Source organism: Halomonas sp. KM072 (assembly GCF_050710315.1).
GTDB classification, from domain to species: Bacteria; Pseudomonadota; Gammaproteobacteria; order Pseudomonadales; family Halomonadaceae; genus Vreelandella; species Vreelandella hamiltonii.
Genome location: NZ_CP136132.1, coordinates 35,085 through 61,989, shown reverse-complemented (window position 1 = coordinate 61,989; position 26,905 = coordinate 35,085). Strand labels below are relative to the sequence as shown.

At 63.2% G+C, this 26,905-nt stretch carries 24 protein-coding genes; 12 read left to right on the top strand and 12 right to left on the bottom strand.

The window, feature by feature from the left end; translation table 11 throughout:
• Positions 1-30: 30 nt before the first annotated feature.
• The gene (locus RVM26_RS00310; RefSeq protein ID WP_039182856.1) at positions 31-636 is read left to right on the top strand and encodes a LysE family translocator; all 606 of its coding nucleotides are present in this window, start codon (positions 31-33) and stop codon (positions 634-636) included.
• On the opposite strand, the gene RVM26_RS00305 is transcribed toward RVM26_RS00310, so the two are convergent.
• Positions 633-983 (bottom strand): I78 family peptidase inhibitor, encoded by a 351-nt coding sequence (locus RVM26_RS00305; protein WP_039182853.1) that lies wholly within the window; start codon positions 981-983, stop codon positions 633-635. The genes RVM26_RS00310 and RVM26_RS00305 overlap by 4 nt on opposite strands.
• A gap of 94 nt (positions 984-1,077) precedes the next feature.
• Entirely contained in the window at positions 1,078-1,209 is a 132-nt protein-coding gene (locus RVM26_RS00300; protein ID WP_039182850.1) for an entericidin A/B family lipoprotein, read from the bottom strand.
• 153 nt (positions 1,210-1,362) lie between these two features.
• Here RVM26_RS00300 and RVM26_RS00295 point away from each other — a divergent pair, with 153 nt between their 5' ends.
• Positions 1,363-1,782 carry an HIT family protein gene (locus RVM26_RS00295; protein WP_498940119.1) on the top strand — a complete coding sequence of 140 codons (420 nt, stop codon included), beginning with the start codon at positions 1,363-1,365 and terminating at the stop codon, positions 1,780-1,782.
• A gap of 6 nt (positions 1,783-1,788) precedes the next feature.
• On the opposite strand, the gene RVM26_RS00290 is transcribed toward RVM26_RS00295, so the two are convergent.
• The 4 genes from RVM26_RS00290 to RVM26_RS00275 all read right to left on the bottom strand — a co-directional run bounded on the left by RVM26_RS00290 (position 1,789) and on the right by RVM26_RS00275 (position 4,482).
• Positions 1,789-2,826, bottom strand: a complete 1,038-nt coding sequence (locus RVM26_RS00290; protein WP_498940117.1) for a nickel/cobalt transporter — start codon at positions 2,824-2,826, stop codon at positions 1,789-1,791.
• Positions 2,827-2,888: 62 nt separating this feature from the next.
• Entirely contained in the window at positions 2,889-3,530 is a 642-nt protein-coding gene (locus RVM26_RS00285) for a DUF1007 family protein (RefSeq protein ID WP_498941692.1), read from the bottom strand.
• Between the two features lie 29 nt (positions 3,531-3,559).
• Positions 3,560-3,925 (bottom strand): lipoprotein, encoded by a 366-nt coding sequence (locus tag RVM26_RS00280; RefSeq protein ID WP_016916090.1) that lies wholly within the window; start codon positions 3,923-3,925, stop codon positions 3,560-3,562.
• Complete coding sequence (locus RVM26_RS00275) at positions 3,922-4,482, bottom strand: hypothetical protein (protein WP_081136385.1); 561 nt, start codon at positions 4,480-4,482, stop codon at positions 3,922-3,924. The genes RVM26_RS00280 and RVM26_RS00275 overlap by 4 nt, the downstream gene beginning before the upstream one ends.
• Positions 4,483-4,618: 136 nt before the next feature.
• Here RVM26_RS00275 and RVM26_RS00270 point away from each other — a divergent pair, with 136 nt between their 5' ends.
• Together RVM26_RS00270 and RVM26_RS00265 are read left to right on the top strand one after the other, a co-directional pair.
• Positions 4,619-5,749, top strand: coding sequence for a glycerate kinase (locus RVM26_RS00270; protein WP_498940115.1), 1,131 nt, complete (start codon positions 4,619-4,621; stop codon positions 5,747-5,749).
• Positions 5,750-5,933: 184 nt separating this feature from the next.
• Positions 5,934-6,410: a Dps family protein gene (locus RVM26_RS00265; protein ID WP_081192742.1), complete on the top strand. Its 477-nt coding sequence runs from the start codon at positions 5,934-5,936 to the stop codon at positions 6,408-6,410.
• A gap of 93 nt (positions 6,411-6,503) precedes the next feature.
• Here the strand turns inward: RVM26_RS00265 and RVM26_RS00260 are convergent, their stop codons facing one another.
• Together RVM26_RS00260 and RVM26_RS00255 are read right to left on the bottom strand one after the other, a co-directional pair.
• Positions 6,504-7,991: an aminoacyl-histidine dipeptidase gene (locus RVM26_RS00260; protein ID WP_498940112.1), complete on the bottom strand. Its 1,488-nt coding sequence runs from the start codon at positions 7,989-7,991 to the stop codon at positions 6,504-6,506.
• Between the two features lie 27 nt (positions 7,992-8,018).
• The gene (locus RVM26_RS00255) at positions 8,019-10,229 is read right to left on the bottom strand and encodes a tRNA(Met) cytidine acetyltransferase TmcA (RefSeq protein ID WP_498940110.1); all 2,211 of its coding nucleotides are present in this window, start codon (positions 10,227-10,229) and stop codon (positions 8,019-8,021) included.
• A gap of 331 nt (positions 10,230-10,560) precedes the next feature.
• Here RVM26_RS00255 and dctP point away from each other — a divergent pair, with 331 nt between their 5' ends.
• The 3 genes from dctP (at position 10,561) to RVM26_RS00240 (ending at position 13,559) form a co-directional block, all read left to right on the top strand.
• Positions 10,561-11,664, top strand: a complete 1,104-nt coding sequence (gene dctP, locus RVM26_RS00250) for a type 2 periplasmic-binding domain-containing protein (RefSeq protein WP_498940108.1) — start codon at positions 10,561-10,563, stop codon at positions 11,662-11,664.
• Between the two features lie 63 nt (positions 11,665-11,727).
• Positions 11,728-12,231: a TRAP transporter small permease subunit gene (locus tag RVM26_RS00245; protein WP_039182820.1), complete on the top strand. Its 504-nt coding sequence runs from the start codon at positions 11,728-11,730 to the stop codon at positions 12,229-12,231.
• The gene (locus RVM26_RS00240) at positions 12,228-13,559 is read left to right on the top strand and encodes a TRAP transporter large permease (protein WP_144979458.1); all 1,332 of its coding nucleotides are present in this window, start codon (positions 12,228-12,230) and stop codon (positions 13,557-13,559) included. The genes RVM26_RS00245 and RVM26_RS00240 overlap by 4 nt, the downstream gene beginning before the upstream one ends.
• A gap of 45 nt (positions 13,560-13,604) precedes the next feature.
• Here RVM26_RS00240 and RVM26_RS00235 read toward each other — a convergent pair whose 3' ends face one another.
• Positions 13,605-14,633 carry a LacI family DNA-binding transcriptional regulator gene (locus RVM26_RS00235; RefSeq protein WP_039182815.1) on the bottom strand — a complete coding sequence of 343 codons (1,029 nt, stop codon included), beginning with the start codon at positions 14,631-14,633 and terminating at the stop codon, positions 13,605-13,607.
• Positions 14,634-14,721: 88 nt separating this feature from the next.
• Positions 14,722-14,985: a class I SAM-dependent methyltransferase gene (locus tag RVM26_RS00230; protein ID WP_498940105.1), complete on the bottom strand. Its 264-nt coding sequence runs from the start codon at positions 14,983-14,985 to the stop codon at positions 14,722-14,724.
• Between the two features lie 230 nt (positions 14,986-15,215).
• On the opposite strand from RVM26_RS00230, the gene hisD reads away from it, so the two are divergent.
• Both hisD and RVM26_RS00220 read left to right on the top strand, forming a co-directional pair.
• Entirely contained in the window at positions 15,216-16,526 is a 1,311-nt protein-coding gene (gene hisD / locus RVM26_RS00225) for a histidinol dehydrogenase family protein (protein ID WP_498940103.1), read from the top strand.
• A 254-nt stretch (positions 16,527-16,780) separates the two neighbouring features.
• Positions 16,781-18,481: an ABC transporter permease gene (locus RVM26_RS00220; protein ID WP_039182805.1), complete on the top strand. Its 1,701-nt coding sequence runs from the start codon at positions 16,781-16,783 to the stop codon at positions 18,479-18,481.
• Between the two features lie 25 nt (positions 18,482-18,506).
• Here RVM26_RS00220 and RVM26_RS00215 read toward each other — a convergent pair whose 3' ends face one another.
• A complete protein-coding gene (locus RVM26_RS00215; RefSeq protein WP_498940101.1) occupies positions 18,507-19,601 on the bottom strand; it encodes an ABC transporter ATP-binding protein in 1,095 nt (364 codons plus the stop codon).
• A gap of 218 nt (positions 19,602-19,819) precedes the next feature.
• On the opposite strand from RVM26_RS00215, the gene RVM26_RS00210 reads away from it, so the two are divergent.
• Positions 19,820-20,845, top strand: coding sequence for a Fe(3+) ABC transporter substrate-binding protein (locus RVM26_RS00210; RefSeq protein WP_498940099.1), 1,026 nt, complete (start codon positions 19,820-19,822; stop codon positions 20,843-20,845).
• Between the two features lie 112 nt (positions 20,846-20,957).
• Here RVM26_RS00210 and polA read toward each other — a convergent pair whose 3' ends face one another.
• A complete protein-coding gene (gene polA, locus RVM26_RS00205; RefSeq protein WP_498940097.1) occupies positions 20,958-23,723 on the bottom strand; it encodes a DNA polymerase I in 2,766 nt (921 codons plus the stop codon).
• Between the two features lie 173 nt (positions 23,724-23,896).
• Here polA and RVM26_RS00200 point away from each other — a divergent pair, with 173 nt between their 5' ends.
• Together RVM26_RS00200 and speA are read left to right on the top strand one after the other, a co-directional pair.
• Positions 23,897-24,853: a homoserine kinase gene (locus RVM26_RS00200; protein ID WP_498940095.1), complete on the top strand. Its 957-nt coding sequence runs from the start codon at positions 23,897-23,899 to the stop codon at positions 24,851-24,853.
• A gap of 8 nt (positions 24,854-24,861) precedes the next feature.
• On the top strand, positions 24,862-26,772 hold the full coding sequence (speA, locus tag RVM26_RS00195; protein WP_167538928.1) for a biosynthetic arginine decarboxylase: 1,911 nt from the start codon (positions 24,862-24,864) through the stop codon (positions 26,770-26,772).
• Positions 26,773-26,905 lie beyond the last annotated feature (133 nt).

The window sequence follows — 26,905 nt, the reverse complement described above, 5'->3', positions numbered from 1 at the left end:
AACTCAAACCAAAAATTGTATGGGTACAAAATGAACAGTGAATGGCTAGTATTGGGCCCGGCAGCGCTTTACATGATGTCCATGACACTCACCCCAGGGCCTAACAACCTCATGCTGACCGCCTCCGGGGCCAACTTTGGCTTTCGGCGCACGCTGCCTCACATGTGGGGCATTCTGGGCGGCTGCTTTTTGCTGTTCTCGGCCATAGCGCTGGGGCTTGGCGTACTGTTCGAACGCTTTCCCGTGGTGCAGAACCTGCTGCGCTGGGCAGGCAGCGGCTACTTGCTGTACCTGGCCTGGAAGATCGCCACGGCACCGCCGCCCAACCTGAACCGCCAGCAGCGCAGTGTGCCGCTCACCTTCTGGCAGGCTGCCATGTTTCAGTTCGCCAATCCGAAAGCGTGGGTGATGGGACTGGCCCTCATGGCCAGCTTTTTGCCGCAGAGCGGGCAGCCCGTGGTGAACGCCCTGGTATTGGCAAGCTTTGCCGAACTGGTCGCGCTACCCTGCATTGCCCTCTGGGCCGCGTTTGGCAGCGCCATCGGGCAATGGATCAAGAGCGACCGGGCATGGCGGGCCTTCAACATCACCATGGGGGTGCTCACCGCTGCCTGCGTATGGCTGATACTGCGTTAGCCGCAGCGCACGGCCTCGATCAGTTCGTCACTGCCCAACACAATGTTCAAACGATCTTCCCGGTAATCCATGGTCGCCGCGCTGTCAGGCCGCAATACCCGCACATGCCGGGAACCGCTCTCATCGCGCAGCGCTTCGACAAGGGCTTCGTCGAAAGGCGAGCCAATGGCATGGGCCACGGCATCGGCATCACAGACCGCCTCGGCGTCCACCGGCGCGCTGCCGACCACGGGAGGTTCGGGAGCTGGTTCACTGGGAGCCTGGGACGTGCAAGCGGCCAGCAGCAAGGCAGCCAGCAGCGCCGTCAGGGCACGTGTATGTCGGAAGGTGAAACGGGGAAGTGGCATGCGTGTTCCTCAAGAAAAGCGCTTGATGGTCGTCCTCTAAAAGCAAGGGTCAGGCATGACTGCCTGACCCTTGCTTGCTCAAAGCCCGCCTTGATCAGCTAGCGGCATCCTGAACGGCACGACCACCTTCCTGAACATCCTGGCCTGCGCCTGCCACGGTATTACAGCCCGCCAGCGCACCGGCAGTGATCAGCAGGATAAAACTTGTCGCCAGTAATTTTTTCATCATGTTCTCCTTAACAAGTGATGTCGCCTTCGAGCCTCCCTTCGTCGAGAACGAAGCGGCTTCCGTCTTAGCGTAACAGATTTTCGGTATTTCGCCTGCTATGCTGCAGCCTTGAACCTACGCTTGCCATCAAGCCCCACCTGGAGACGTCACTTGGCCGACCTGATTCTCGACCCTCGCCTGGAAGCAGACACTTTCCCACTGGCCGACTTGCCCCTGTGTCGTGTGCTGCTCATGAACGATGCCCGTTACCCTTGGGTGGTGCTGGTGCCCCGCGTCAACGATGTCAGCGAAGTCTTCGAGCTAAGCGACACAGACCAGGCCCAGCTGTGGCGAGAAGCTTCGGCCCTAGGAGCGGCCATGAAAGAGGCCTATCACGGCGACAAACTCAATATCGCCACCTTGGGCAATGTGGTGAGCCAACTGCACCTTCACGTAGTGATCCGCTACCGCGACGATGCCAGCTGGCCCGCCCCGGTATGGGGCAACGGCACGCCTGAGCCGTATGAGCTTGCGGACCAGGGAAAACAGCGTGAACAGCTGCTGGCCCTGATCAATGGCTTGAGCATCTAGGCTGCCTCAGCCGCCGGGCAGTACACTGCGACTCGGCGGCTCGCTCAGCAGCGGGCCGCTGGCAGGCTGCGCTGCTCCCGCCAACGACAAGGAGACGCCCAGCGCCACGATCAGCGCGCCCCCCGTGAGGGCGACCCATCCCGCGACTTTCTCCACCACTTGCTGGCTCTGCTGTCGTTCCAGCCGCCGTGTCGCCCAGCCCCGCGCCACGATACTGGCCATGGCCAGCGCCGACACGGTGATGCCGGTACCGAGCGACATGACCAGCACCGAGGCCACCCCCACATGGAACTGCCCCAGCAGGCTGGCAGCCCCCAGCATCAACACGGCGCCGGTACAGGGGCGCATGCCAATGGCACCCACCGTCATCAACGCGGTACGCCACTCCAGCGCCTGCTGTGGCTCGATATGGTGGGCTCCGCCGCAGCAGTGGGCATGATCGTGGCTGTGGCTGTGGCTGTGGCTGTGGCTGTGGCTGTGGCTGTGGCTGTGGCTGTGCTCATGATGGTGGGGCTCGGCCACCGGTGCCTGCGCGCTATGAGCGTGGCGCAGTTGCCTGATGGCACGCCAGCATAGCCAGACGCCCAGCAGCGCCACCAGCAGAAAGCTCGCCTGTTCCACCCAGACCACGCTCCCCATGGCCTGCCGAGTGACCCATCCCAGCCCGTGCACCAGCACCACGACCATGACGATGGCCGTCACACCCTGCAGCAAGGAAGCCGCAAACGACAGCCCCAGTGCACGCCGGGTCGCTCCCCCATGGGAAGCCAGGTAAGTGGCCAGCACCGCCTTGCCATGACCAGGCCCCGCAGCATGAAACACGCCATAGGCGAAGCTGACTCCCAGCAGCGTCATCCACGTACCCGTAGACGGCGTACGGGAGAGTTCCGTGATGGCCAGCGTCAGGCTGCGGTGCAAGTCGCGCTGCCAGCCCAACAGCTGGTAGCTGACGCCCTGCAGATTGCTTTGCACGACCCAGACCAACAGGATGGCACACAGAATACCGCCTGCTGCCCAGGCCAACTGTTGTCGTGTTATCGGCATCCTCCCTCCACGGCAAAAAAGTTATAAAGTAACAAATTGATATACGATAGCAGGCGTCTGCGTCAGCGGCAATCCACCCTGCCGGTCTCGGCAAAGTGGCGTCCCAGGCCCGGCTCACCCTCTTCGTCCACGTCCAGCAGGGCTGCCTGCAGCACCAGTTCGGGGTCTGGATCGGCCGCGATGATGCTCAGCTCGCAGGCGGGCTCGCCATTCAACACCAGCGCCCCCTTGCTGGGGCCATCGTTATCGGCCTCATGCACCACTTCGATGTAATAGGTAGGGTCAAAGACCTGGTACTCCAGCACGTTGCCTTGCAACGGCTGAGGGCTCTCCAGGGGCAGTATGAACATGAAGGTCAAACGGCCATCCCGCTCCATGGCGGTATATTCCGTCACTTCGCCAAAGGCCTGGCGCTGGCGGTTGATACGCAGCTCGGTAAAGTAGTGCTGGGGCACCAGATTGTCGCGGATATCGCTGCCCAGCTGGTCCAGGCCCTCTTCCAGCGACGCGCCGGGCACCTGCTGCAGCTCCTCGAACACCACCAGGCTGTAAAACGGATCCATGCGCCAGGTTTGATGCACGCCAGTGGCCTCACCCGCCTCGTTGGTGATCACGCGCATGCTGAGATCGATCCAGCCATGGGGGTGCGCCCATACGTTACCACTGGCCAACCCAAGCCCCATGCCCAAGGCTGCCCCTTTCATCCACCCCCAGCGTTTGGCTGTTTTCCACGTCACGGTAACTCTCCTAATCTGCTTTGCAACTCCACCAGCCACGGGTCCAGCACGTACGGGGGAATCGGCTGGCTGCCGCTGAGCGCAGATACCCGCACCAGCGTGCCGCCGCCCGATTCGCTCACTTGAAGCTGCAACCGGTAGCCGGGCCAGCGGGCCAGCACCGCTTCCGCCCGCCCCAGGGACATATCGGCATGGCGCACCACATACCCCTGTTCGATCATCATCGCGACGGCCTCACGGAACGTCTGCTCGGTATCGGCACGGTAGTGCAGATCGCGGCTTTCCAGCGGCTGCGTCGTTGCACATCCGGCCAGCCACAGCAGTGTGACCAGCGCGGCTCCCCACTTGATGAAACGGCTCATAAGCCCCCCTGCCCCTGGGCCTGTTGAAAGGCTGTTTGAAAGCGTCCGCAAAAGTCATCGTTACTGGCGCTGTAGGCCTCGCGCTGCTCACCGAAGTGATCGAAACGGCGAATGTCCCGAGACAGGCGTAGCTGCGCGTCACTGACCAGCACCGATACACGCTCCACTTCCGTGGGCGTTTGCCCGGCGCCCGCACCAAAACGCCCGCCGACTCCCAGGCCGATGCTGGAGCCGCGTCCCACGCCCATCCCGCCAAACAGCCGGAAGCCGCTGCCGTAGGGGGAGTAATAATCATAACGGTCATAATATCCCACCAGCTCGCGCTCGCGGGAGGCGCTGACCAGGCCAAGCCGAGTGTCGGTGGCGTCCAGGCTAAAGCCCCACGCTTCCAGCACATCGACAGCACGAGTGACCGCCGCCAGGGAGTCGGCTGCCTGATGGACCGGGAATGCACAGGCCGCAGCAGGCCCAGGCTCGGCCTGGGGCAAGCGGTCTGGCACTGTCTGGCAGCCGGCCAAGGCCAGCAGGCAGGTCATGCTGATCGGGATAACCTTCATGTGAATTCCTCTTGCCCTTTGTGCGACTGGTTGCCCTTTGTGCGACTGGTGCGCGGTCCAGCAGCACGCTAAGCTCGCTGGCTAACACGAAAAAGAACGACAATACGCTGAGACAACGTTTCAAGGAGGTTGTGCGATGAATGTACTGCTTTGCCCGGATAGTTTTAAAGATGCCTTGAGCGCCGAACAAGCGGCCCAGGCCATGGCACACGGCATTACACGGGCGGCACCCTCAGCCATCACGCACCTCTGCCCGCTGGCCGATGGCGGCGAGGGCAGTCTGGATGCCTTGATGGCAGCCACTCAGGCAGAGTGTCGCACGCTCACCGTTCAAGATGCCCTGGGCAGGCCCCGCCAGGCCCGCTGGGGCTGGCTTGGCGAGCAGCGTACCGCGTTTATCGAGCTGGCAGAAGCCAGCGGCTTGCAGCACTTGAACAGCGACGAGCGCAATGCCCTGCACACCAGCACCCATGGCGTGGGCGAACTGTTCCTGGCGGCCCTGGACGCCGGCGCCACCCAGGCCCTGCTCCTGTTGGGCGGTAGCGCCACCAACGATGCGGGCGCCGGCATGCTGCAGGCGCTGGGGGCCAGGCTGCTCGACCAGCATGGCCAGCCGCTGCCTCCCGGCGGGGCTGCCCTGCAGCAGCTGGCCACGCTGGACCTCACCACCCTGGACCCGAGGCTGGCCAGCCTGGACGTCACGGCCGCCGTGGACGTGGATAACCCGCTGCTCGGTGAGCGCGGTGCCAGCGCCGTGTTCGGGCCGCAAAAGGGGGCCAGCCCCGACGACGTGACCACCCTCGACCGCGCTTTGGGGCACTTTGCCACGCTCGCCGTAGAAGCCCTGGGTCGCGATGACCGAGACATGCCAGGCGCGGGTGCCGCGGGCGGCATGGGCTTTGCCGCCAGCAACTTCTTGAACGCCAGACTCTCGCCGGGTATCGACATGATCATGCAGCAAGCCCAAGTGAGCAGCCTGCTGGCCAAGGCGGATCTGGTGATCACCGGAGAAGGCCGCCTGGATGGCCAGAGTCTCTCTGGAAAGACCCCGATTGGCGTGGCCCGCGCCGCCCAGCGCCTGGGTAAGCCGGTCATCGTGCTGGCGGGCAGCCTGGGGGAGGGCTGGCAGGCCTGCTTGAATGAAGGCGTCACCGCCGCCTTTGCCCTGGCCGATGGCCCCATGGGCCTGGAAGACGCCCTGCCGCGTACCGCTGAACTGCTCAGCGACCGCTGCGACAGCATAGCCCGGCTGTGGCTGGCCCACTGAAGGCGACGGCCCCCTTGAAAAATCGCCGGGTCGCCAACATCTCTTGATACGTTGCGATGAGTCAGCCGTCGCCAGCTCACCGCCGGTCATGGCAGGCCGCTATGGTGGCGATGCAAAAAACCTGTTTTGCATTGGTCAACCAGGGCCTTAAGCTGGAAAAAACGAAACGATGGAGGAGCAGACAATGGAAGATACCAACAGCATTGGCCTACACGAAGGCAGCGCCAGCCAGCTTGCGGAAAAGCTGAATCATCTACTGGCCAACTACCAGATTTTCTACATGAACGTGCGGGGCTACCACTGGAACGTCAAGGGTAACGACTTTTTCGAGCTGCATGCCAAGTTCGAAGAGTTCTACACCGACCTGCTGACCAAAGTGGACGAAGTCGCCGAACGCATCCTGACCCTGGGACACAAGCCCATCCACGCCTACAGCGACTACATCGCCCTGTCGCGGATTCAGGAAGACAAGGATGTCCACGACGGCAAAACCTGTGTCAAAGGCGTGCTCAGCGGATATCAGACATTGATCGAGCTGCAGCGCGAGCTGCTGTCGCTGGCCTCGGACGCCGACGACGAAGGTACCGCCGCTCAGGCGGGCGATTACATTCGCGAGCAGGAAAAGACCGTCTGGATGCTCAACGCCTACCTGGGCAAGTAGGCCTCTCGGCGGCGCACCGCCGAGACACCACCCACGGCACCCTTGCGGTGCCGTTTTTGTTGCCCGCCAATGTTGCTGGGCGGGCATGTCAGCTCAGACTTGGCGACTGGCCGAGACGGCGGTTTGCTTGGCCAGGGTTTCGATCAGATCACGCAGCATGGCCCAGAACTCCGCCACGGAAGCAATTTCCACGCGCTCGTCCGGTGAGTGAGCCCCGCGAATCAAGGGCCCGAACGAGATCATGTCCAGATGAGGGTACTTGCTGCCCAGAATCCCGCACTCCAGCCCGGCATGAATGACCTTCACCTCCGGAGCGTGGCCCATCAGCGCCGCATGGCGAGTATTGAAGGTGGCCAGCAGCGGGCTTTCCGGGTTGGGCGCCCAGCCTGGGTAACCATTTTCGACCTTCACGCGGGCGCCCATCAGCCCGAACAGCGCCTGGAAGCGCCCGGCCATGGCCATCGCCGCGCTGTCGTGCAGCGAGCGCACCAATGCGCAGAGGTGAAAACGCCCCTGCTCCACGCTCAGCACGCCAAGATTGTTGGAGGTTTCGACCACTCCCGGCACATCGGCGCTCATCCGCTCGACCCCACAAGGAGCCGCATGCAAGGCGGCCAGCAGCATGGCGCTGGCGTCGCGGGTCAGCGGTTCGGCCTCGGTAGGGGCCGCTTGCGTAGCCGTCAGTACCAGGCCAGGGTCACCGCTGCCCAGCTCCGCCTTGAGCGTTCTGGCAAGGGTTTCCACCGTGGCCAGCGCGGCCTCGACATCGTCGGCGGGCAGCGCCACTTGGGCAAAGGCTTCACGGGGAATGGCATTGCGCAGCGTGCCGCCCTGATAGCTCACCAGCCGCGCATCGAAGGCTTCAAGCGCCCACAGCACGCGTACCAGCAGTCGGTTGGCATTGCCCAGCGGCTTGTCGATATCCATGCCCGAATGACCGCCCTTGAGGCCGGTCAAGGAGAGCGAGATGACCTGCTCATCGGGCTGCAGCGCAGCACCAGGCAGCTGGGCATCCACCACCACGTCGGCACCGCCCGCGCAGCCGATGTAGACCTGGCCACGGTCTTCACTATCGAGGTTGAGCAACAGTGAGCCCTCGAGCCACTGCTCAGCCAGATTGAGCGCCCCGCCCATGGAGGTTTCTTCCTCCAGGGTGAACAGCGCTTCCAGCGGCCCGTGGGTCAGTTCCGGGTCCTCCAGCACGGCCAGAATGGCGGCCACGCCCATGCCGTTGTCGGCCCCCAGCGTGGTGCCTTCAGCGTGCAGCCACCCCTCCTTGACCACCGTGCGGATGGGATCCCGCGTGAAATCGTGGGCCTGGCCAGCGTTGGCCTGCGCCACCATGTCCAGGTGCCCCTGCAGGACGATGCCCGGCGCTGCCTCACACCCTGGCGACGCGGGCTTCTGGATACGCAGGTTGCCGAAGGCATCCCGGTCATGGGCAAGCCCCAGGCCATCGGCCCAGGCTTCCAGCTTGGCGACCAGCGCTGCCTCGTGGCCCGATGGCCGAGGGGTATTACACAGCGTGCGAAAATGCTGCCACACCAACGTGGGCGCGAGCGCTTCTAGATGTGCGTTCATGGAAACTCTTCGTCATCGATAACCGGGCTACTTTAACCGCTCCTGCCCATCCGAGAAAAGCATCGACGCGGTCATCAGCTGCTGTGTCACTCGGCGCAGTTGCTGCGTGGCTTCGCGCGGGGCATCGGCCAGCGGTTGATTCTGGTAAGCCCAGGCCACCAGCTGCTGATGCGCTAGCCGGGCCTCTCCCAGCGGCATACGACTGGCCTCCCGCCCCAGCGCCTGCAAGGCAGCCCGCGCCAGGGCGGGGTCGCGATGGGCATAGGCCACGTCGTGGATCGTTTGTCGCTCCACGGCACTCAGCGGCCGTTTCGGCAGCTCGGACAGCAGCAGCGCTACCACCGGCGCGGGCAAATCGCGTAGCTCGAAGGCCAATAGCCCCTGCAAAGACGCCACAAAACCTTGCTGCATACTCTGCAATACGGCCTGGCCGGTCTCGTTCAACGGCTTGGCGACCATGATGGCATACTCTCCCGTGGCCGCTTCCCGGGTCACGCCCAGCCGCACCGGCGTGAACCCAAGGGCCAGCCAGAATGACAGCAGCCCCGCCTCCGCGCCGAAGGTGGCGCCATACAGCGCGACGCCCTGCTCTGCTGCGCTGGCCATATCGGCTGCCAACAGCCTGCGCCCCAAACCTTCGCGACGCCGCTCGGGGTGAGCCGCAATGCGCACCACCCTGCGCCAGCGCGCGGTCAACGCCTCGCGATGGCCCCCGTGAGCCGCCAGGGACTGGGCCAGCAAATGCCCCTGGGGCCGCCGCTGGCCCAGTGCCACCTGCTCGGCCAGCGCCGACTCAAAGCCGCCCTCCTCCCGAGTGACCAGCACTGCCAGCGGCGCCGCATCGGTGGCCCCCGTGGAAGCAGCCGAGGCGTGCCCCTGGCTTGCCATCATCATGCGCAGCCGCGTGCCGGGGCCATCCATCAGCTGGCGCAAGTCGCTGGGGGTGGTGCGATAGTGCGACTGCACCAGCAGGCCAAACAGCTGCTCCAGCAGCGGTTCGTTGGCGGCCAGCTGTGCCTGGTTCAGGCTGAGGGTCTGCGCGTCGATGAGGCCATGCGCGTGGGCCTCAGGTAGCGGCGCGTTCAGCAGCAGCGCCTGTTGAATGACGCTTTCCAAAGGGTCATTGGCTGCCCAGCGAATCGGGGTTTCCAGGGTCAGCTCCCGCCACTGAGGCGTCTGGCGCTCGAGCACCTCCCGAAAACGCAGCGCAAAGCCCCGGCCAGAACCCTCGTAACCATGCACCGTCGTGGCAAAGGCCATACGCGGGAACGCGGCCAGCCAGCGGGCCAGCATGGCCGCTGGGAGTGCCGCGGCCTCATCCACCAGCAGCAGCGCCCCGTTGCCTCCCAACGTGCCCTGATCCAGCTGGGTATCGAGCAGGTCGGGTGGCAAGAAGCACAGCGAGCTTCCCGTGGCAGGCAGCTGCACCTCGTGGCCATGGCGCTGCGCTTCAGGGCACAGCGCCATGACACGCTCGAACAGGCTGTCCAACGCGCTGGCTCTGGGGGCGGTGACCAGCAGCCGCGGGTAGCTCCCCTGTTGCAGCAAGCGCGCACAGGCAATGCCCAGCGCCGCACTTTTCCCGCGCCCTCGGTCGGCCGTGATGACCAGCGGGCGACGACGTTTGAGCTTGCTCAGGGCCGAGACCGCACGGGCCTGATCGGGCGTCAGGCAGGCGGGGTCTTCCGGGCGGCGTGGCGAGGGCTGCCCGGCGGGCAGCCTGGAAAGCACCAGCGGGCCAGCCACCGGCCAGCGCACCACCTGAGGCGAAGCACTCAGTTGGCGTGCCAAACGTGCCAGGTAAAAGCTGCTCAGCGCGGTCCATTCCCAGGGGTGGTCGGCAAACCGTGCGTAGTTCGGGTCGGGGCGCTCTCCCCATGGCTCGGGGGTCACCAGCAGCAGTATGCCGCCCGACGTCAGCGTGCCGGCCAGCGCGCCCAGGGCATCCGGGTCCAGCCCGTCACGGCCGCTGACGTCCATGACGATCAGCTGATGCTCGGCCCCCAGTCGCGTGCGCGCTTTGGCTGCGGGCAGGCAAGGCGACACGGGGGCTTCCTGCGGGTCGCCCACCCACAATGGCGCTTGCCACGGCTGGGCGTGCCACAGCGTGAGCGCCAGTCGGCGAGCCTGCTCGGCAGGCCCGCTGAGCCACACGAGCCCCCGCCAACGGCGGCGTTGCCAGCGCCGCGCATGGCCCACCAGTAGTGATATGCAGCGGTCATCACTTGCTTCGCTCATCACGCTCCTCAAGGGTCGATTGCTTACAACTTTGGTACAACAAGGCATACATTTTCAACGCTTCAACGCGCCATCCAGACCTGCCCAACCGTTTAAATAATGATCTAACCAAATGTTTTTAAACAATTTTTACATCAATCGATGTTTCATGGCGTGCGTTAACTTCCTGCAAACTCTGATATTGCGCCGCAGCGGGGGGAGTGTGCTAGCTTAGCGGTACAGCCTTGGCCGCTTTTACTTTACGTAAACGTCAGCCCTACTCGCTGTGCTTTCCTGCTTTCAGGTAATCAACACTAATAACGCCAACCGCCAAAGTACCAGGAAATTGATAATGAAAAAGACTACAAAATTTGCCTTGACCAGCCTTGCTGCTGGTGTCGCATTTGCCGCTCTCACCACGACTGCTCAAGCACAAGAGCAGTGGACCATGACCTCCACCTGGCCCGAAAACCTCGACCTGATCAAGCTCGATCAGCACTGGGCCGAGCTGGTCAACCAGCTGGCGGGAGACGAAGTACAGATCAACTTCCGCGCGGGCGGTACGCTGATGCCCGGCACGGAAGTGTTCGATGCCACCGAAACCGGCAGTATCGAAGCCGCCGGTGACTGGCCAGGCTATTGGGCAGGCTTGAACCCCGCGTTCTCGCCGCTGGCCACCACCACCAGCCTGTTCAACGCCGTTGACTACATCAACTGGATTCAGCAGTGGGGCGGCCGTGAACTGTACGAAGAGATTTACGGCCAGTACAACATGATGTACCTGCCCTATGCCGCGCTCAACAACGAGTCCGGCTTCATGGGCCGTACGCCCATCGAAAGCATTGCCGACCTGGAAGGCAAGCGTCTGCGTCTCTCTGGCCGTGACCAGGGCCGCGTGCTGGAAGCCCTGGGTGGCTCTCAGGTAACCCTGGCCGGTGGCGAAGTCTATCAGGCCATCGAACGTGGCGTGATCGATGCCGGTGAGTTCGCCACCCCCGGCGTGGATTACAACGCAGGCTTTGCCGAAGTGGCCGACTACTGGGCCACGCCTGGCTGGCACCAGTCCGCCAGCGTCTTCGGTGTCATGATCAACCTCGACGCCTGGAACGCGCTGTCGGAAGAGACCCAGCAGAAGCTGCGTATCGCCGCCGACGCCACCATGGCCTGGTCGCTGGCCTGGTCCGAGCGTGAGTCCACCGATGCCACCCAAAGGTTCATCGATGCAGGCATCACCATCAACCAGTTCTCTGACGAAGACCTGGCCCGTATTCAGGAGATCACCAACGAGGTCATCGTGCGCGGCGCCTGTGAAAACAGCGACCACGCCAAGGTCTACCACTCCATGGTGACCTACCTGGAAGACTACGCCAAATGGCGTGACGTCTCGGCTCCTTTCAACATGAGCCGCACCATGGATAACCTGCCCTCACTGGAAGAGATCGAAGCCTGCCTGTAAGGCGTTTCTGCACCGCCCCGGGCTGCCCGGGGCGGTTTTGTGTGCTGACCGCGGAGATCTTCCATGAATGCGATTGCCAAGGCGATCGATGCAATCAATGAGCTGTTTGGGCGATTGATCGCGCCATTGATTGCCATCATTACCCTCATCGTCCTGTACGACATTGCGTCACGCTTTTTCTTCGGCCGCCCCAGCGACTGGGCGTTCGATGTTACCAAGATGCTGTTTGGTGCCCACTTCATGCTGATGGCTGCCTACGGCTTGCGCCACCACGCCCATGTCGAGGTCGACGTGTTGAAACGTTTGCTGTCACGCAAGCGACAGGCCCTGATCGAAGTCGTGGCCTACGTGATTTTCTTCGTTCCCTTCATCTGGATGCTGCTGACCTACGGCTGGCGCTTCTTCGAACGCTCCTATACCCGGGGTGAAACCACCTACGGCATGGTGTCGATTCCCGTCTACCCGATCAAAGGCGTTATCGTGGTGGCGGCTGCCCTCATCCTGCTGCAAGCCATTGCCATCGTACTGCGGGCCATCATGCAGTTGCGCGAGGAGAAATCAGCATGAACCTGAGTCCTGAACTGCTGGCGCTGGTGATGTTTGGCGGGCTGCTGATCGGCCTGTTCATGGGCCACCCTCTGGCCTTCGTGCTCGGCGGCGTTGCCGTCATCGGCGCTTTTCTCGGCCCTGGCGAGCGGGTGCTGGGCACCCTGATCAACAACATCTTCGGCAACGCCATGGACAACTATGTGCTGGTTGCCATACCGCTGTTCGTCCTGATGGCACGGTTTCTCAACGATTCCGGGGTCACCGAAAAGATGTTCGATGCCATGCGCCTGCTGCTGGCCAACCTGCGGGGCGGGCTGGCACTGACCGTGGTCATCGTCTCTGTCCTGCTGGCCGCCACCACCGGTATCGTGGGCGCCTCCATTGCCGTCATGGGCATGATCGCCCTGGTGCCGATGCTCAAGTATGGCTACAACAAGGAGCTGAGCACCGGGGTCATCATGGCCAGCGGCTGTCTGGGCATCCTGATTCCGCCCAGCATCATGCTGATCCTGATGGCCAGCTACTCGCCGGTATCGGTAGGCGCCCTGTTTGCAGGGGCGATGATTCCCGGCCTGATGCTGGGGGTGATGTACGCGCTCTACGTACTGCTGATCTGCTACTTCAAGCCCTCCTATGGCCCTCCGGTACCCAAGGAAGAGCGTGCGGAAGTCAGCACTCGGCAACTGCTGATCATGCTGGGCAAGTACGTGGTGCCGCCCATGTCGCTGATCCTCGGGGTACTCGGCGCGCTCTTCACCGGCGTGGCCACCGCTACCGAGGCCTCGGCCATCGGCGTGTTCATTGCCTTTATCCTGTTTTTGATCTTTGGTGACCGCCGGGTCTCCACCTGCTTCAAGACGCTGCTGGAAGCAGGCAAGACCACGACCATGGTCATGCTGGTGCTGGTGGGCGCGACGGCCTTCACCGGGGTGTTCTCACGGGGTGGCGGCATGCAGGTGATTCAGGACCTGCTGCTGGCCATGCCGGGCGGCACCACCGGCGCGCTGATCATGATGCTGTTTCTGGTGTTCATTCTGGGCATGTTCCTGGACTGGACGGGCATCGTCCTGCTCAGCTTCCCGATCATGCTGCCCATCGTTCAGCAAATGGGCGTCGATCCGCTGTGGTTCGTGGTGATGGTGGCCGTGGTGCTGCAAACCTCCTTCCTCACGCCACCGTTTGGCTATGCGCTCTTCTATCTGAAAGGGGTTTCACCGCCTGGGGTAGAGATCGTCGACCTTTACAAAGCGGTCGTTCCCTTCGTGGCGCTGATCCTGCTGGCGTGCGTATTGATGTCGTTCTTCCCGTGGCTGGTCACCGGCCTGCCCCGCATGCTGCTGGGCTAAGCTGACGCCCTCGCGTTGCCGCCTTGCCGTGCAAGGCGGCAAACTTCATGAAGATGACGCAACACCACGCCCCGTTGCCGGGGCGCTGGCCCTTACGATGGGCGTCACCGGCAATACTTTCCGTTCCCCCGCGACCTGCCCACTGGCGATTTGCGCCAGCAGCAGAGCCACCGCCTCGTCCACCATGGGCTCGACCGGCTGTTGAACCGTGGTGAGCCGATAGCTCGGCCAGGCCGCCATGGGGATATCGTCGAACCCCACCACCGCCACGTCCTCAGGCACCCGCAGCCCCAGCTCGCCGCTGAGCGTATCGATCACCGCAATGGCCATATGATCATTGGCAGCAAAGACTGCATCCGGGTAGGGCGCCGCCTCGAACAGCTTGCGGGTCGCCGCCTGGGCCGCCGCGAAGTCATAGTCGCCGCATGCCTCCCCCCAACAGCTGACACCCTGCGCCGCCAGCGCCGCCATGAAGCCATCACGCCGCTGGCTGCTGGTAGAAGAGTCGGCAAGCCCGGCCACCAGCGCGATGCGCCGATAACCGCCAGAGACCAGAAACTCACCCACCCAATAGCCTCCACGGTAGTTATCGCTGGCGACCTGGCTGACCCCCTCGAAGGCCACCGTACGGTTGATCAACACCACCGGAATGCCCCGAGCGAGACACTCGCTGGCCAGCGAAGAGGAAAGCGTCGCTGCCAGCATCAGAATGCCGTCTGCCTGGCTCTGCAGAATGTCCGCCATGACGCCCGCCGTCTGCTGCTCGTTGCTGCTCATGAACAGCAGCAGGTGATAGCCATGCTGCTGAAACCGCCGCGCGGCATACTCCAGCATCTGGGCGTAGAACGGGTTATCCAACTGGGTCATGACGACCGCGATGGTGCGCGACGAGCGCGTAATCAAGGAGCGGGCGATGGCATTGGGGCGGTAGCCCAACTGCTGGGCCGCCGCCAATACCTTTTCCCGGGTCTGGGGAGCAATGCTGGCGTGGGGAGAGAAACAGCGACTGACCGCCGACTGCGACACCCCCGCCAGTTCTGCCACTTGCCGTGACGTCACGGGCCGTTTTTTCATGCTCATCCTCTGGTTGGTCGCAAGGCCCCGGCACCCGCCGCGCTAGGCGTGTTGACGCTGATGGGCCATCAGCGCCATCAGGCGGCGGTCACGCCAGGCCTGGCGTTCGGCCAGCTGTGCTTCCGACAATATCTCGCGACGCTCCTGCGCCAGGCGTAGTCCACGACACCGGCTGGTCGATCAATCCGGCGTCCTGCAGGTCGAACAGCGACGCCATCACGAGCCCCTTGGCCAGCGTCAGCTGCTGCTCGTCCACGTCATGAAGCCTTACCGTGACGCCCGCTCGGGCAAAGACGATTGCCCAACCACGCCCAATCAATCCCGCGCCAATGACGGCTACCTGTGTACTCATGACCACTCACCTCATGTGATTTTATTGTTCTTGCCCTGCTGAATCCATGGCGCAACCCGCCCTGGCAGGCGCATTTCAAATAGGGCGTGCAAGACCAGCATCCGGTTCAACATAGCATGCTCCAAAATTGTTTGCATTCGTATGCAACAGGCCCTAGCCTTATTCTGCTCCATCATGCTGACCCTACCCAACTGACTCTACCCAATAACAATCCTTTTCAGGAGAGCGTCATGATTCGCCACCTCAAAGCCGGTGCCTCCCTCGAAACCCGCGCCGAAGCGGACCGCCAGGTACGCGAAACCGTCGAGCGTACGCTGGCCGACATACAGGCCCGAGGCGACGCCGCCATTCGCGAGCTGTCGGAAAAGTTCGATGGCTGGTCACCGGAAAACTTCCGTTTGAGCGAAGCCGAGATTGCTCAGGCCATGAGCGAAGTGTCCGAGCGTGATCTGGACGACATTCGCTTTGCCCAGGCCCAGATACGTCGCTTTGCCGAGGCGCAGCTGGCCTCCATGCAGCCGGTCGAGATCGAAACCCGCCCCGGCGTCATCCTTGGCCACAAACATCTGCCGATGAACGCAGTGGGCTGCTATATCCCCGGGGGTTCCTACCCCATGGTGGCGTCTGCCCACATGAGCGTCCTGACGGCCAAGGTCGCCGGGGTGAAACGCGTCATAGCGGCGGCGCCGCCCTACAAGGGCAAGCCCCACCCCGCCATCGTGGCAGCCATGCACCTGGCAGGCGCGGATGAGATTCTGGTACTCGGCGGCGTTCAGGCCGTGGGCGCCATGGCCATCGGCAGCGACTCCATCGCGCCAGTGGACATGCTGGTGGGTCCTGGCAATGCGTTCGTCGCCGAGGCCAAGCGCCAGCTATATGGCCGTGTCGGCATCGACCTGTTCGCGGGCCCCACCGAGACGCTGGTGATTGCCGACGAGAGCGTGGACGGCTTGCTGTGCGCCACCGACCTGCTGGGGCAGGCAGAGCATGGCCCGACCTCCCCCGCCGCCCTGCTGACCAATTCCGAAGCGCTGGCCCGGGACACCCTGGCGGCCATCGAGGAATTGCTGCAGAAACTGCCTACCGCCGATATCGCGCGCCAGGCCTGGGAGAGCCATGGAGAAATCATCGTCTGTGACAGCCACGAGGAAATGCTGCAAGTGGCCAACGAGATGGCTTACGAGCACGTTCAGGTCATGACCGAAGACCCGGATTTCTACCTGGAGAGCATGACCAACTACGGCGCGCTGTTCCTCGGCCCGCGCACCAACGTCGCCTATGGGGACAAGGTGATTGGCACCAACCACACGCTGCCCACCAAAAAGGCAGCACGCTACACGGGTGGCCTGTGGGTGGGCAAGTTCCTGAAGACTTGCACCTATCAGCGGGTATTGACCGATGAAGCCTCGGCTGAGATCGGCAGCTACTGCTCACGACTCTGCATTCTGGAAGGCTTTGCAGGCCACGCCGAACAGGCCAACGAGCGCGTGCGCCGCTATGGCAAACAGGAGGTGCCCTACGCCTCGGCGGTGGACGCATGACCCTGCCCCAGGCCCCCGGCTTCAGGCTGGACGGCATGCAGGCGCTGGTTACGGGCAGCGCGCTGATGGTGGACGGCGGCTGGACCGCCCACTGACGGAGCCCCACGGGCACACGCCTCGACCCTGCCCCACGGGCAGGGTTTTTTAATGGGCGGCCGATGAGCTGCACCCCATCGGCGCAGGTGATACTATTTGCAACCGCTATTTTTTCGCATTGACGAGCCACGCAGCCTCTCGTCCAAGGAGATCACGACGTGTCCACGCCCGCTCGCCGCTCATCATCGGCTCTGCTGTCAGGGGTCGCTTCACGCTTTGCGCTGTCGCTCAACCCCTGGTCTATTGCGCTGTTTCTCATCGCGCTGACCGTGGCACTGCCGATTCTGGTGGTTCTGGGCCATATCGTGCTGCCCACCGACGGCATCTGGCAGCACCTGGCCAGCACCGTCCTGCCCCGCTATCTCAGCAATACCTTCTGGCTGGTGCTGTGGGTAGGCCTCGGTACCTTGGTGATTGGCACGGGAACCGCCTGGCTGGTGGTCATGTGCCGCTTTCCCGGCAAGCGCATCTTCGAGTGGGCGCTGCTGCTGCCGCTGGCCGTTCCCACCTACGTGATCGCCTATGCCTACACGGACTTCCTGCAGGTGGCGGGGCCACTGCAGAGCATGCTGCGGGAGTGGTTCGACTGGCGAGTGGGCGACTACTACTTTCCCAACATTCGTTCGTTGGGGGGCGCCATCACGCTGATCACCTTCGTGCTCTACCCCTACGTCTACCTGCTGGCCAGGGCCTCGTTCCTGGAGCAGTCGGTGTGCGTACTGGATGTGGGACGCACGCTGGGGCGCGGGCCATGGCACCTGTTTGGCACCGTGGCCCTGCCCCTGGCGCGGCCTGCGCTGGTGGGCGGCGTGTCGCTGGTGCTGATGGAAACTCTCAATGAGTTCGGGGCGGTGCAATTCTTCGGCGTGGATACCTTCACCACCGGTATCTACCGCACCTGGTTCGGACTGGGCGAGCCGGTGGCGGCCGCACAGCTGGCGGCCTGCCTGCTGACCTTCGTGATCGTGCTGGTACTGCTGGAGCGCTGGTCACGGGGCAAGCGGCGTTACTTCCATACCTCCAGTCGTTACCAGCAGTTGCCCGAGTACCGTCTGCGCGGCTGGCAGGCCACCGGCGCGTTTCTGGCCTGCCTGCTGCCCATCACCATCGGCTTCCTGCTGCCCAGCGGCCTGCTCTTGAACATGGCGATTCGGATTGGCGACAGCCTGTTCGGCACGCGATTCATCGGCTTTGCCCTGAACAGCCTCTCGCTGTCGGCCATTGCGGCCCTGATTGCGGTAGGGCTGGCGGTGCTGCTGAGCTACGGCGTACGCCTCAACAACTCCCCCAGCGCACGCCTGTTCACCCGCATTGCGGCCATGGGCTACGCCATTCCGGGCTCCGTGGTGGCGGTCGGCATTCTGATTCCCTTTGCCTGGCTGGACCACACCCTCAACTCCTGGCTGCACGCCAACTACGGCAAGATTATCGGGCTGGTCTTCAGCGGCACGGCCTTCATTCTGATCTACGCCTACGTGGTGCGCTTTCTGGCGGTGTCGTTCAATGCCGTGGAAGCCAGCCTGGGCAAGGTCACCCCCAGCATGGATGCCGCCTCGCGCACCCTGGGCCAAACCGCAGGGGGCACGCTGCGACGCATTCATACGCCCCTGATGCGCAGTAGCCTGTTGGCGGCGGGGATTCTGGTCTTCGTCGATGCCATGAAGGAGCTGCCGGCCACCATCATCCTGCGGCCGTTCAACTTCGATACGCTGGCGGTACGCGCCCATAACCTGGCGTCGGACGAGCGGCTGGCGGAGGCCTCTACGGCCTCGCTGACCATCGTGGTGGTGGGGATTCTACCGGTGATTCTCCTCAGCCTGGCCATGCGCCGAGCGCGCCCCGGCAGCCAGGCCGAGTAAGTTCAAACACACATCTTCCCGCGCCTCAGCGTGGGAAGATGAATACCTGGGAGTGGTCCAGATCGATGTCGATGGGCTGGCCCTCCTGGGGCAGGAACACCCCAGGCACACGGGCATGCAGGTGCGCTTCCTGGCCATCGGTGCCATGGGCACACAGGTGGATCAGGCTGGTGCGGCCCAGCAGCTTGGCCATGACCACGTGGCTATGGCTGTGCGCTTCGGCTGGCAGGTCTCGCTCCTGAATACGCAGCGCCTCGGGGCGAATCATCACCTGCACGTCACTGCCTTCCGGCAGCCAGCTGGCATCCACCGCGCCCACGGGGGTCTGCACTCGCCCGCCTTGCACCACTCCCGCCAGCTCGTTGACCTCGCCAAAGAAAGTCACCACGAAGGGGTCGATGGGCGCACAGTAAAGCTCGCGAGGCGTGCCGGTCTGGACGATCTTGCCATCGCGCATCAGGGCGATGCGGTCCGCCATGAACATCGCCTCTTCCGGGTCGTGGGTCACCAGCAGCGTGGCCGAACCCAGCTTCTTCAACACGTGCAGCGTGTCGTCTCGGATACGATCCCGCAGCCGGGCATCCAGGCTGGAAAAGGGCTCGTCCAGCAGCATCAGCCGCGGCGTAGGCGCCAGCGCGCGGGCCAGCGCGACACGCTGCTGCTGGCCTCCCGACAACATGTGCGGGTAAGTCTCGGCATAGGCGGCCATGCCCAGCTGCTCCAACAGCTCCAAAGCACGCGCGCGGCGCTGGCTGGAGGGCAGCTGTTTCAGACCAAAGGTGACGTTTTCCAGCACGCTCAGATGGGGAAACAGCGCCGAATCCTGGAACGCCAGGCCCACGTTGCGCTTTTCGGGCGGCACATGGCGCTTGCCAGGGGCCGCGATGGCCTGCCCGTCCAGGCTGACCTCGCCTTCCTGCACCACTTCCAGGCCTGCCGCGATACGCAGCAGGGTGGTCTTGCCGCAGCCGGAAGGGCCCAGCAGGCACACCACTTCGCCCTGGCCAATCTCCAGGTCGATACCCTTGACCACCTTGTTGGCTGCAAACGTGTGCTCGACACCCCGCAGCGACAGCGCCGCCGATGCTGCCACCTCTGAAAATGACACCGTTGCCGTCATTCGTTCACCCATGGTTAGTGCGCAGCGCAGATGCCTGACTGCGAACACGGTTGAAAGTTATTTGCATTCTATTTTCTATTGACGGCAGATGCACGTACATGCACAAAAAGTGTTGCGTGTCATTAGCATTTCGCTTGACGTCCATGGAACAAGACGTTTCAATAGGAGGCGCAGTTTGCCAATGCGACTTATTATCATAAACATTTATGGTGTATATTATGAAAAAGGCACGTCTTGCAGTCTCTGTCGCCGCCGTCATGGCTGGCTCGGCATTTGCCAGCAGCACACTGGCCAACGAGGTCAACATCTACTCCGCTCGCCACTACGACTCAGACGAGATTCTGTACAACGCGTTCACCGAAGAAACGGGTATCAAGGTGAATGTGCTGGAAGGCGACGCCAATCAGTTGATGGAGCGTATGCAGCGTGAAGGCGTGGCCAGCCCTGCCGACGTCATGCTGACCGTGGATGCCGGCAACCTGTGGCGTGCCGAGCAGGATGGCCTGTTCCAGGCCGTGGATTCCGACGTGCTGAACGAGCGCCTGCCGGCGTCCATGCGTCATCCCGAAGGCATGTGGTTTGGCTTAAGCCAGCGCGCACGGGTGATTTTCTACAACCGTGATAACTTCGACCCGAGCCAGATCGCTACTTATGAAGACCTGGCCGACCCACAGTTCGAAGGCAAGATCTGTATCCGCTCTTCCAACAACATCTACAACCAGTCTCTGCTGGCCTCGATGATCGAGCACCACGGTGCGGAAGAAGCGCAAGAGTGGGCGCAGGGCGTGGTCAACAATCTGGCGCGCAACCCGGAAGGCGGTGATACCGACCAGATTCTGGGCGTGGCCAGCGGCGAATGCGAGCTGGGCGTGGCCAACCACTACTACTATGTTCGTCTGCTGCACTCCAGCGAAGCTTCCGACCGCGAAGCCGCCCGTAAAGTGGGCGTGATCTTCCCGAACCAGGATGACCGCGGCACGCACATCAACGTGGGTGGCGCAGGTCTGGTCGCCAACGCGCAGAACGCCGAGAACGGCATTCGCTTCCTGGAGTTCCTGGCCTCAGACCTAGCGCAAGAAGTACTGGCCGAGCGTAACTACGAGTTCCCGGTGGTAGAAGGCGTGAAGAAAAACCCGGTGCTGGAGTCTTGGGGCGATTTCGCTAAAGACGACATCAACATCAGCATCCTAGGTGAGAACAACCCGGAAGCGGTACGTATCTTCGACCGCGTTAGCTGGCGTTAAGCGCGGCTTGGGCACACGCTTTTGAAGCCGGTGCTTAAGTAACGCACTCAACACAACCCCCGCAGCGACCGCTGTGGGGGTTGTGTGTTATTGGCGAGTGCTCTCTCGTTCGTTAGTGGGCTTCATCCCAATTCGCGCCGCTTTGCGCTTCCACAATCAGCGGTACGCTGAGCGAGGCCGCGGCCTGCATGCGTGCCTGCACTTGCTCAATAAAGCGCTCTACCTGCGCCTCGGCCACCTCGAACACCAGTTCGTCGTGCACCTGCATGACCATCAGGGCATCGAACGCGCCCTCCGCCAGCCACGCATCCACGTCGATCATCGCCTGCTTGATGATGTCTGCCGCCGTGCCCTGCATGGGCGCATTGATTGCGGTGCGCTCGGCCCCCTGGCGGCGGTTGCGGTTCTGCGAGTGGATCTCGGGCAGGTAGAGCCGCCGCCCCATGACGGTCTCGACAAAACCATCTTCCGCCGCCTGGGTACGAATACGGTCCATATAGCGGGCGACGCCTGGGTAGCGGTCAAAGTAGCGGTCGATGTAGGTTTGCGCCTGCTGGCGTTCGAGATGCAGCTGACGCGACAGCCCCCAGGCGCTCATGCCATAGATCAGACCGAAGTTGATCGCCTTGGCACTGCGGCGCTGGTCGGCGGTGACCTTGTCCAGCGCGGTGCCAAACACTTCGGCGGCGGTGGCGGTATGAATGTCGCGGCCCTGTTCGAAGGCTTCCAGCAGCCCCTTGTCTTCCGACAGGTGGGCCATGATGCGCAGCTCGATCTGCGAGTAGTCCGCGGCCACGATGCGATACCCGGGGCGGGCCACGAAGGCCTGGCGAATCTTGCGCCCCTCTTCGGTACGAATCGGGATGTTCTGCAGGTTCGGGTCCGACGAGGAGAGCCGCCCGGTGGCGGTCACCGCCTGGTGATAGCTGGTGTGCACACGGCCGGTTTTCTTGTTCAACAGGCGCGGCAGCTTGTCGGTATAGGTGGACTTCAGCTTGGCCAGGCCACGGTGCTGCATGATCACCTTGGGCAAGGGGTAGTCCAGCGCCAGCTCTTCCAGCACGGCTTCGGCGGTGGAAGGCGCGCCCTTGGGCGTTTTCTTGATGACCGGAATTTTCTGCTCTTCGAACAGAATCTGGCCCAGCTGCTTGGGGGACCCCAGGTTGAACTCGCGGCCCGCCAGCTCGAAGGCTTCACTTTCAAGCTCGCGAATACGCTGCTCCAGCTGCTGGCTCTGCTGGTGCAGGCGCTCGGCATCCAGCGCCACCCCGTTACGCTCGATCCGCGACAGCACCTTGATCAGCGGCAGCTCCAGATGATCGAGCACCTCGGCCAGGCGGCCTTCCTGCTCGACCTGCGGGCGCAGCGTCTGCTGCAGGCGCAGGGTAATGTCCACGTCTTCGCAGGCGTAGGGCGCGGCCTGTTCCAGAGCTATCTGGTTGAAGGTGAGCTGCTTGGCGCCTTTCCCGGCAATCTCCTCGAAGGAGATGGTCTTTTCCCCCAGGTACTTGAGGGCCAGCGAGTCCATGTCGTGGCGGGTCGCGGTGGAGTTGAGCACGTAGGACGCCAGCATGGTATCGGCAAACGGCCCCGTGACGTGAATATCCACGTTGGCCAATACGGAAATATCGTACTTGAGGTTCTGGCCGATCTTGGTTTTGCCGGGATCTTCCAGCAGCGGCTTGAGCGCCTCGAGAACGCTGCGGCGGTCGAGCTGGGCAGGCGCATCCAGATAGTCGTGGGCCAGCGGGATATAGGCCGCTTCACCGGGTTCCAGCGCCAGGCCGACCCCGACGATCTCGGCATCCATGTAGTTGAGGCTGGTGGTTTCCAGATCGAAGCAGAAGCGCTCGGCGCTGCGCAGCCGCTCAAGCCACGCGTCCAGTTCGGCCTGCTCGGTGATCACGTGGTCGCGGCGTGGGCCTGGGGCCGTGCCCGACGCCACCTGCTCGGCCTGCGGGGCTGGCTGGCCGCCGCTGACGTCGTCCACGCCCTCGTCCTTGCCCTCCAGCAGCTCCGCCAGCCACTGCTTGAACTCCATCTCCTTGTAGAGCGCCACCAGCGCTTCCCGATCCGGGTGAGCGATCTCCAGGTCGTCCAGCCCTACGGGCAGGTCGCAGTCGACCTTGATGGTGGCCAGCCGATAGGAGAGAAACGCCTGTTCGCGGTGCTCTTCCAGCTTTTTGGGGAGCGTCTTGGCTCCTCGAAAGCTCAGCGTGGTGACCCGTTCCAGGTCGCCATAGATGGTCTCCAGCCCGCCACCCATGCCTTGCAGCAGGCCAATGGCGGTTTTTTCTCCTACGCCGGGCACGCCAGGAATGTTGTCCACCTTGTCGCCCATCAGCGCAAGGAAGTCGATGATCAGCGCAGGCGGCAGCCCAAACTTCTCCTCGACACCGGCCTCGTCCAGGGTCTCTTCCTTCATGGTATTGACCAGCGTGATATGGCGGTTCACCAGCTGGGCCATGTCCTTGTCGCCGGTGGAGATCACCGCGTCGCGCCCGGCCTGGGTGGCATGATGCGCCAGCGTGCCGATGACATCGTCGGCTTCGACGCCTTCGATGCACAGCAGCGGCAGCCCCAGCGCTTTCACGCAGGCGTGTAGCGGCTCGATCTGGCTACGCAGGTCATCGGGCATCGGCGGGCGGTGGGACTTGTAGTCGCTGTACATGTCGTCGCGAAACGTCTTGCCCGGCGCATCGAAGACCACCGCCATGGGGCTATCGGGGTAGTCCTTGATCAGCCGCTTGAGCATGTTCAGCACGCCTTTCACGGCGCCCGTGGGCTGGCCGTTGGAGTTCGTCAGCGGCGGCAGCGCGTGGAACGCACGGTAAAGGTACGAAGAGCCATCAACTAGCACGATAGGGGCACGGGCCATAACCAGATTCCATAGTCAGCAGAACAGTAAGAGCGTCTATTCTTCAATGATACGCGTTCGGCGGCGCGACTGCAGAAAAGCACTGCGAAAGCGACCCTTCACCGTTCACAGCGCTGCCAACTGACGCGCCAAGCCGCTACAATGACCGGCTTAGCAACCTGGGCGAGATTCTCATGGCTGTATTTACTCCGCTGAGCGACGCACAGGTCGCCGCGTTTCTGGAAAAATTCGATGTTGGCAGCCTGGTGTCCCTTCAGGGCGTGGCAGGCGGCACGGAAAACTCGACGTTTTTCGTGACCACCGAGCGCCGCGAGATGGTGCTCACGCTGTTCGAACAAGGCGAGCACGAAGAGCTGCCGTTCTTTGTCGAGCTGCTGGACTACCTGGATGAACACGGCCTGCCCGTACCGGGCACCATTCATGACCGCGAAGGGGTGGCGCTGCACAGCCTGGCGGGCAAACCGGCCCTGCTGTTCCCGCGCTTGCCCGGCAAGCACCCCACCGCCCCCAACCTGGTCCAGTGCCAGGCGCTGGGCAGCGCGCTGGGGCGTATGCACAAGGTCTCGCAGCATTTTCCGGGGCATCGTCCCAACCCCCGCGATCTGCACTGGCTGCGCGCCGTGCATCACAAGGTGCTGACCTACATCAGCCCCGACGACCAGACCCTGATGAAAAACGAGGTCGATGATTTCGAGACCGCGTTCAGCCAGTATGGCGCGCTGCCCCAAGGGGCGCTGCACGGTGACCTGTTCCGTGACAACACCCTGTATGAAGGCGACCGCCTGGGCGGCATCATCGACTTCTACAATGGCTGCACCGGCGACCTGCTGTTCGACCTGGCCATCGTCATCAACGACTGGGCCTCCAACGAGGACGGCAGCCTGAACGCCGAGCGCTATCAGGCGATTTTGAGCGCCTACCAGGCACGCCGCCCACTGACCGACACCGAGCGGGCACTGTGGCCCACCATGCTGCGCTTGACGGCGTTGCGCTACTGGCTGTCGCGCCTGCTGGTGGTGTATGTGGACCCGCCTGCCCATGACCTTATCCCCCACGACCCCGAGCGTTTCCGCGTGATCCTCAAGGCACGCATCGCGCTGGGGGCACTCCCTATTCCGGAGGCTTCCTGATGAGTGACATGGCCGCAACCAGCAGCCCCGCCGTACGCGCCCGTCGTACCTGGAACATGGACCAGTGGGGCAGCGGTTACTTCGATGTCGATGACCACGGCCAGGCGCTGGTGCGCCCCCTGGGCAGCGATGCCGAAGGCCCTGCCCTGCCGATCAGCGCGCTGGTTCGCCAGCTGCAGCAGGCCGGCCTGCGCTTACCGGTGCTGGTACGCTTCAGCGACATTCTTCACGACCGCGTCGAGCAGCTGTGTGGCGCCTTCGACGCCGCCATGCAGGATGTGGCCTATGAAGGCGGCTACACGGCAGTGTACCCGATCAAGGTCAACCAGCAGCGCCGCGTGGTCGAAGAGATTCTGGCCACCTCGGAGCGTGGCAACGGTCGCGTGGGGCTGGAAGCGGGCAGCAAGCCCGAGCTGCTGGCCGTCCTGGCGCTCTCCGACGGCGGTTCGTCGCTGATCGTCTGCAACGGCTATAAAGACCGTGAATACGTGCGTCTGGCGCTGTTGGGCGAGAAGCTGGGCCACCGCGTCTATCTGGTGGTGGAAAAACTCTCCGAGCTGGATCTGATTCTGGAAGAAGCTCGGGAGCTGGACGTGACGCCGCGCATCGGCCTGCGCGCGCGCCTGGCCTCGGTAGGCAAAGGCAAGTGGCAGAACACCGGTGGCGAAAAGTCCAAGTTTGGCCTCACCGCCAGCCAGATCCTGGAAGTGGTGGACACCCTGCGCGCCCAGGACGCCCTGGCCAGCCTGCAGCTGGTGCACTTCCATTTGGGCTCCCAGATCGCCAATATCCGCGACATCCAGCGCGGCCTGCGCGAATGTGCGCGCTTCTACCAGAACCTGATGGCGCTGGGCGCCCCCATCGACACCGTGGACGTGGGCGGCGGCCTGGGGATCGACTACGAAGGCACCCGCTCGCGCAGCTACTGCTCGGCCAACTACTCCATGCAGGAGTACGCGCGCAACGTGGTCAGCGCCTTCGCTCAGCTGTGTCAGGAAGCCGACTTGCCACAGCCACACCTGATCAGTGAATCCGGCCGCTCGTTGACCGCTCACCATGCGGTGTTGATCACCAACGTGATCGGTGAAGAGCGTATCGACCACACGCCGCCGGTACGCAGCGTTACCGACGACCCCCAGGTGGATGAACTGTGGCGCGTGCTGGACCAGCTGGCCGAACACCAGGAGCCCAGGGTGCTGGTCGAAGCCTGGCACGACCTGCTGCAAGCCGTCAGCGAGCTTCAGGATCGTTTCGTACTGGGCTTGAGCAGCATCAGCGCCCGCGCCGAAGGCGAACGCCTCTACATGGCTGCCTGCGCGCGCCTGCGGGGCAAGCTCGATACCCGCAACCGTGCCCACCGGGAAATCATGGACGAGCTGGCCGAGAAACTGGCCGACAAGCTGTTCGTCAATTTCTCGCTGTTCCAGTCGGTGCCGGATGTCTGGGGGATCGAGCAGATCTTCCCGGTACTGCCACTCAGCGGGCTGGACCAGGCGCCCACTCGCCGCGCGGTGATTCAGGACATCACCTGTGACTCCGATGGCCGCATTGACAGCTACGTGGACGGCCAGGGCGTCGAGAGCACGCTACCGCTGCCGGAATGGGCCAACGATGACGAGCGCTGGCTGGGCTTTTTCCTGGTGGGTGCCTACCAGGAGATTCTCGGCGACCTGCACAACCTGTTCGGCGATACCGACTCGGTGGATGCCGCTCTGGGCGCCGACGGCGAGTGGGTACTCTCCAACCCGCAGGCAGGCGACACCGTGGCGGACGTGCTTGCCTACGTCAATTTCGATGCCCGCGTCCTGAAGCAGAAGCTGACCGAACAGCTGGTGACCAGCGGCTTCTCGGCCGAAGAGCAGGCGCACTTTGCCGCCAGCCTGACCGAAGGGCTGGAAGGCTACACTTATCTGGAATAGCGATCTGGATTAGTGCTCTGAAGTAGTACTCTGGCGTAACGCCCAGGAGCAAGAGGGCAGGAGCCCCCTTCTCGCCTGACATTCCAGCATAAAAAAAGCCCCCGCTGCCCAGGGCAGCGGGGGCTTTTGACGC

What these genes read in the sequence shown, in the direction of transcription:
- RVM26_RS00310 (WP_039182856.1), top strand. Translation starts at nt 31, where the DNA reads ATGAACAGTGAATGGCTAGTATTGGGCCCGGCAGCGCTTTACATGATG.
- RVM26_RS00305 (WP_039182853.1), bottom strand. Translation starts at nt 983, where the DNA reads ATGCCACTTCCCCGTTTCACCTTCCGACATACACGTGCCCTGACGGCG.
- RVM26_RS00300 (WP_039182850.1), bottom strand. Translation starts at nt 1,209, where the DNA reads ATGAAAAAATTACTGGCGACAAGTTTTATCCTGCTGATCACTGCCGGT.
- RVM26_RS00290 (WP_498940117.1), bottom strand. Translation starts at nt 2,826, where the DNA reads ATGCCGATAACACGACAACAGTTGGCCTGGGCAGCAGGCGGTATTCTG.
- RVM26_RS00285 (WP_498941692.1), bottom strand. Translation starts at nt 3,530, where the DNA reads ATGAAAGGGGCAGCCTTGGGCATGGGGCTTGGGTTGGCCAGTGGTAAC.
- RVM26_RS00280 (WP_016916090.1), bottom strand. Translation starts at nt 3,925, where the DNA reads ATGAGCCGTTTCATCAAGTGGGGAGCCGCGCTGGTCACACTGCTGTGG.
- RVM26_RS00275 (WP_081136385.1), bottom strand. Translation starts at nt 4,482, where the DNA reads ATGAAGGTTATCCCGATCAGCATGACCTGCCTGCTGGCCTTGGCCGGC.
- RVM26_RS00270 (WP_498940115.1), top strand. Translation starts at nt 4,619, where the DNA reads ATGAATGTACTGCTTTGCCCGGATAGTTTTAAAGATGCCTTGAGCGCC.
- RVM26_RS00265 (WP_081192742.1), top strand. Translation starts at nt 5,934, where the DNA reads ATGGAAGATACCAACAGCATTGGCCTACACGAAGGCAGCGCCAGCCAG.
- RVM26_RS00260 (WP_498940112.1), bottom strand. Translation starts at nt 7,991, where the DNA reads ATGAACGCACATCTAGAAGCGCTCGCGCCCACGTTGGTGTGGCAGCAT.
- RVM26_RS00255 (WP_498940110.1), bottom strand. Translation starts at nt 10,229, where the DNA reads ATGAGCGAAGCAAGTGATGACCGCTGCATATCACTACTGGTGGGCCAT.
- dctP (WP_498940108.1), top strand. Translation starts at nt 10,561, where the DNA reads ATGAAAAAGACTACAAAATTTGCCTTGACCAGCCTTGCTGCTGGTGTC.
- RVM26_RS00245 (WP_039182820.1), top strand. Translation starts at nt 11,728, where the DNA reads ATGAATGCGATTGCCAAGGCGATCGATGCAATCAATGAGCTGTTTGGG.
- RVM26_RS00240 (WP_144979458.1), top strand. Translation starts at nt 12,228, where the DNA reads ATGAACCTGAGTCCTGAACTGCTGGCGCTGGTGATGTTTGGCGGGCTG.
- RVM26_RS00235 (WP_039182815.1), bottom strand. Translation starts at nt 14,633, where the DNA reads ATGAAAAAACGGCCCGTGACGTCACGGCAAGTGGCAGAACTGGCGGGG.
- RVM26_RS00230 (WP_498940105.1), bottom strand. Translation starts at nt 14,985, where the DNA reads ATGAGTACACAGGTAGCCGTCATTGGCGCGGGATTGATTGGGCGTGGT.
- hisD (WP_498940103.1), top strand. Translation starts at nt 15,216, where the DNA reads ATGATTCGCCACCTCAAAGCCGGTGCCTCCCTCGAAACCCGCGCCGAA.
- RVM26_RS00215 (WP_498940101.1), bottom strand. Translation starts at nt 19,601, where the DNA reads ATGACGGCAACGGTGTCATTTTCAGAGGTGGCAGCATCGGCGGCGCTG.
- RVM26_RS00210 (WP_498940099.1), top strand. Translation starts at nt 19,820, where the DNA reads ATGAAAAAGGCACGTCTTGCAGTCTCTGTCGCCGCCGTCATGGCTGGC.
- polA (WP_498940097.1), bottom strand. Translation starts at nt 23,723, where the DNA reads ATGGCCCGTGCCCCTATCGTGCTAGTTGATGGCTCTTCGTACCTTTAC.
- RVM26_RS00200 (WP_498940095.1), top strand. Translation starts at nt 23,897, where the DNA reads ATGGCTGTATTTACTCCGCTGAGCGACGCACAGGTCGCCGCGTTTCTG.
- speA (WP_167538928.1), top strand. Translation starts at nt 24,862, where the DNA reads ATGGCCGCAACCAGCAGCCCCGCCGTACGCGCCCGTCGTACCTGGAAC.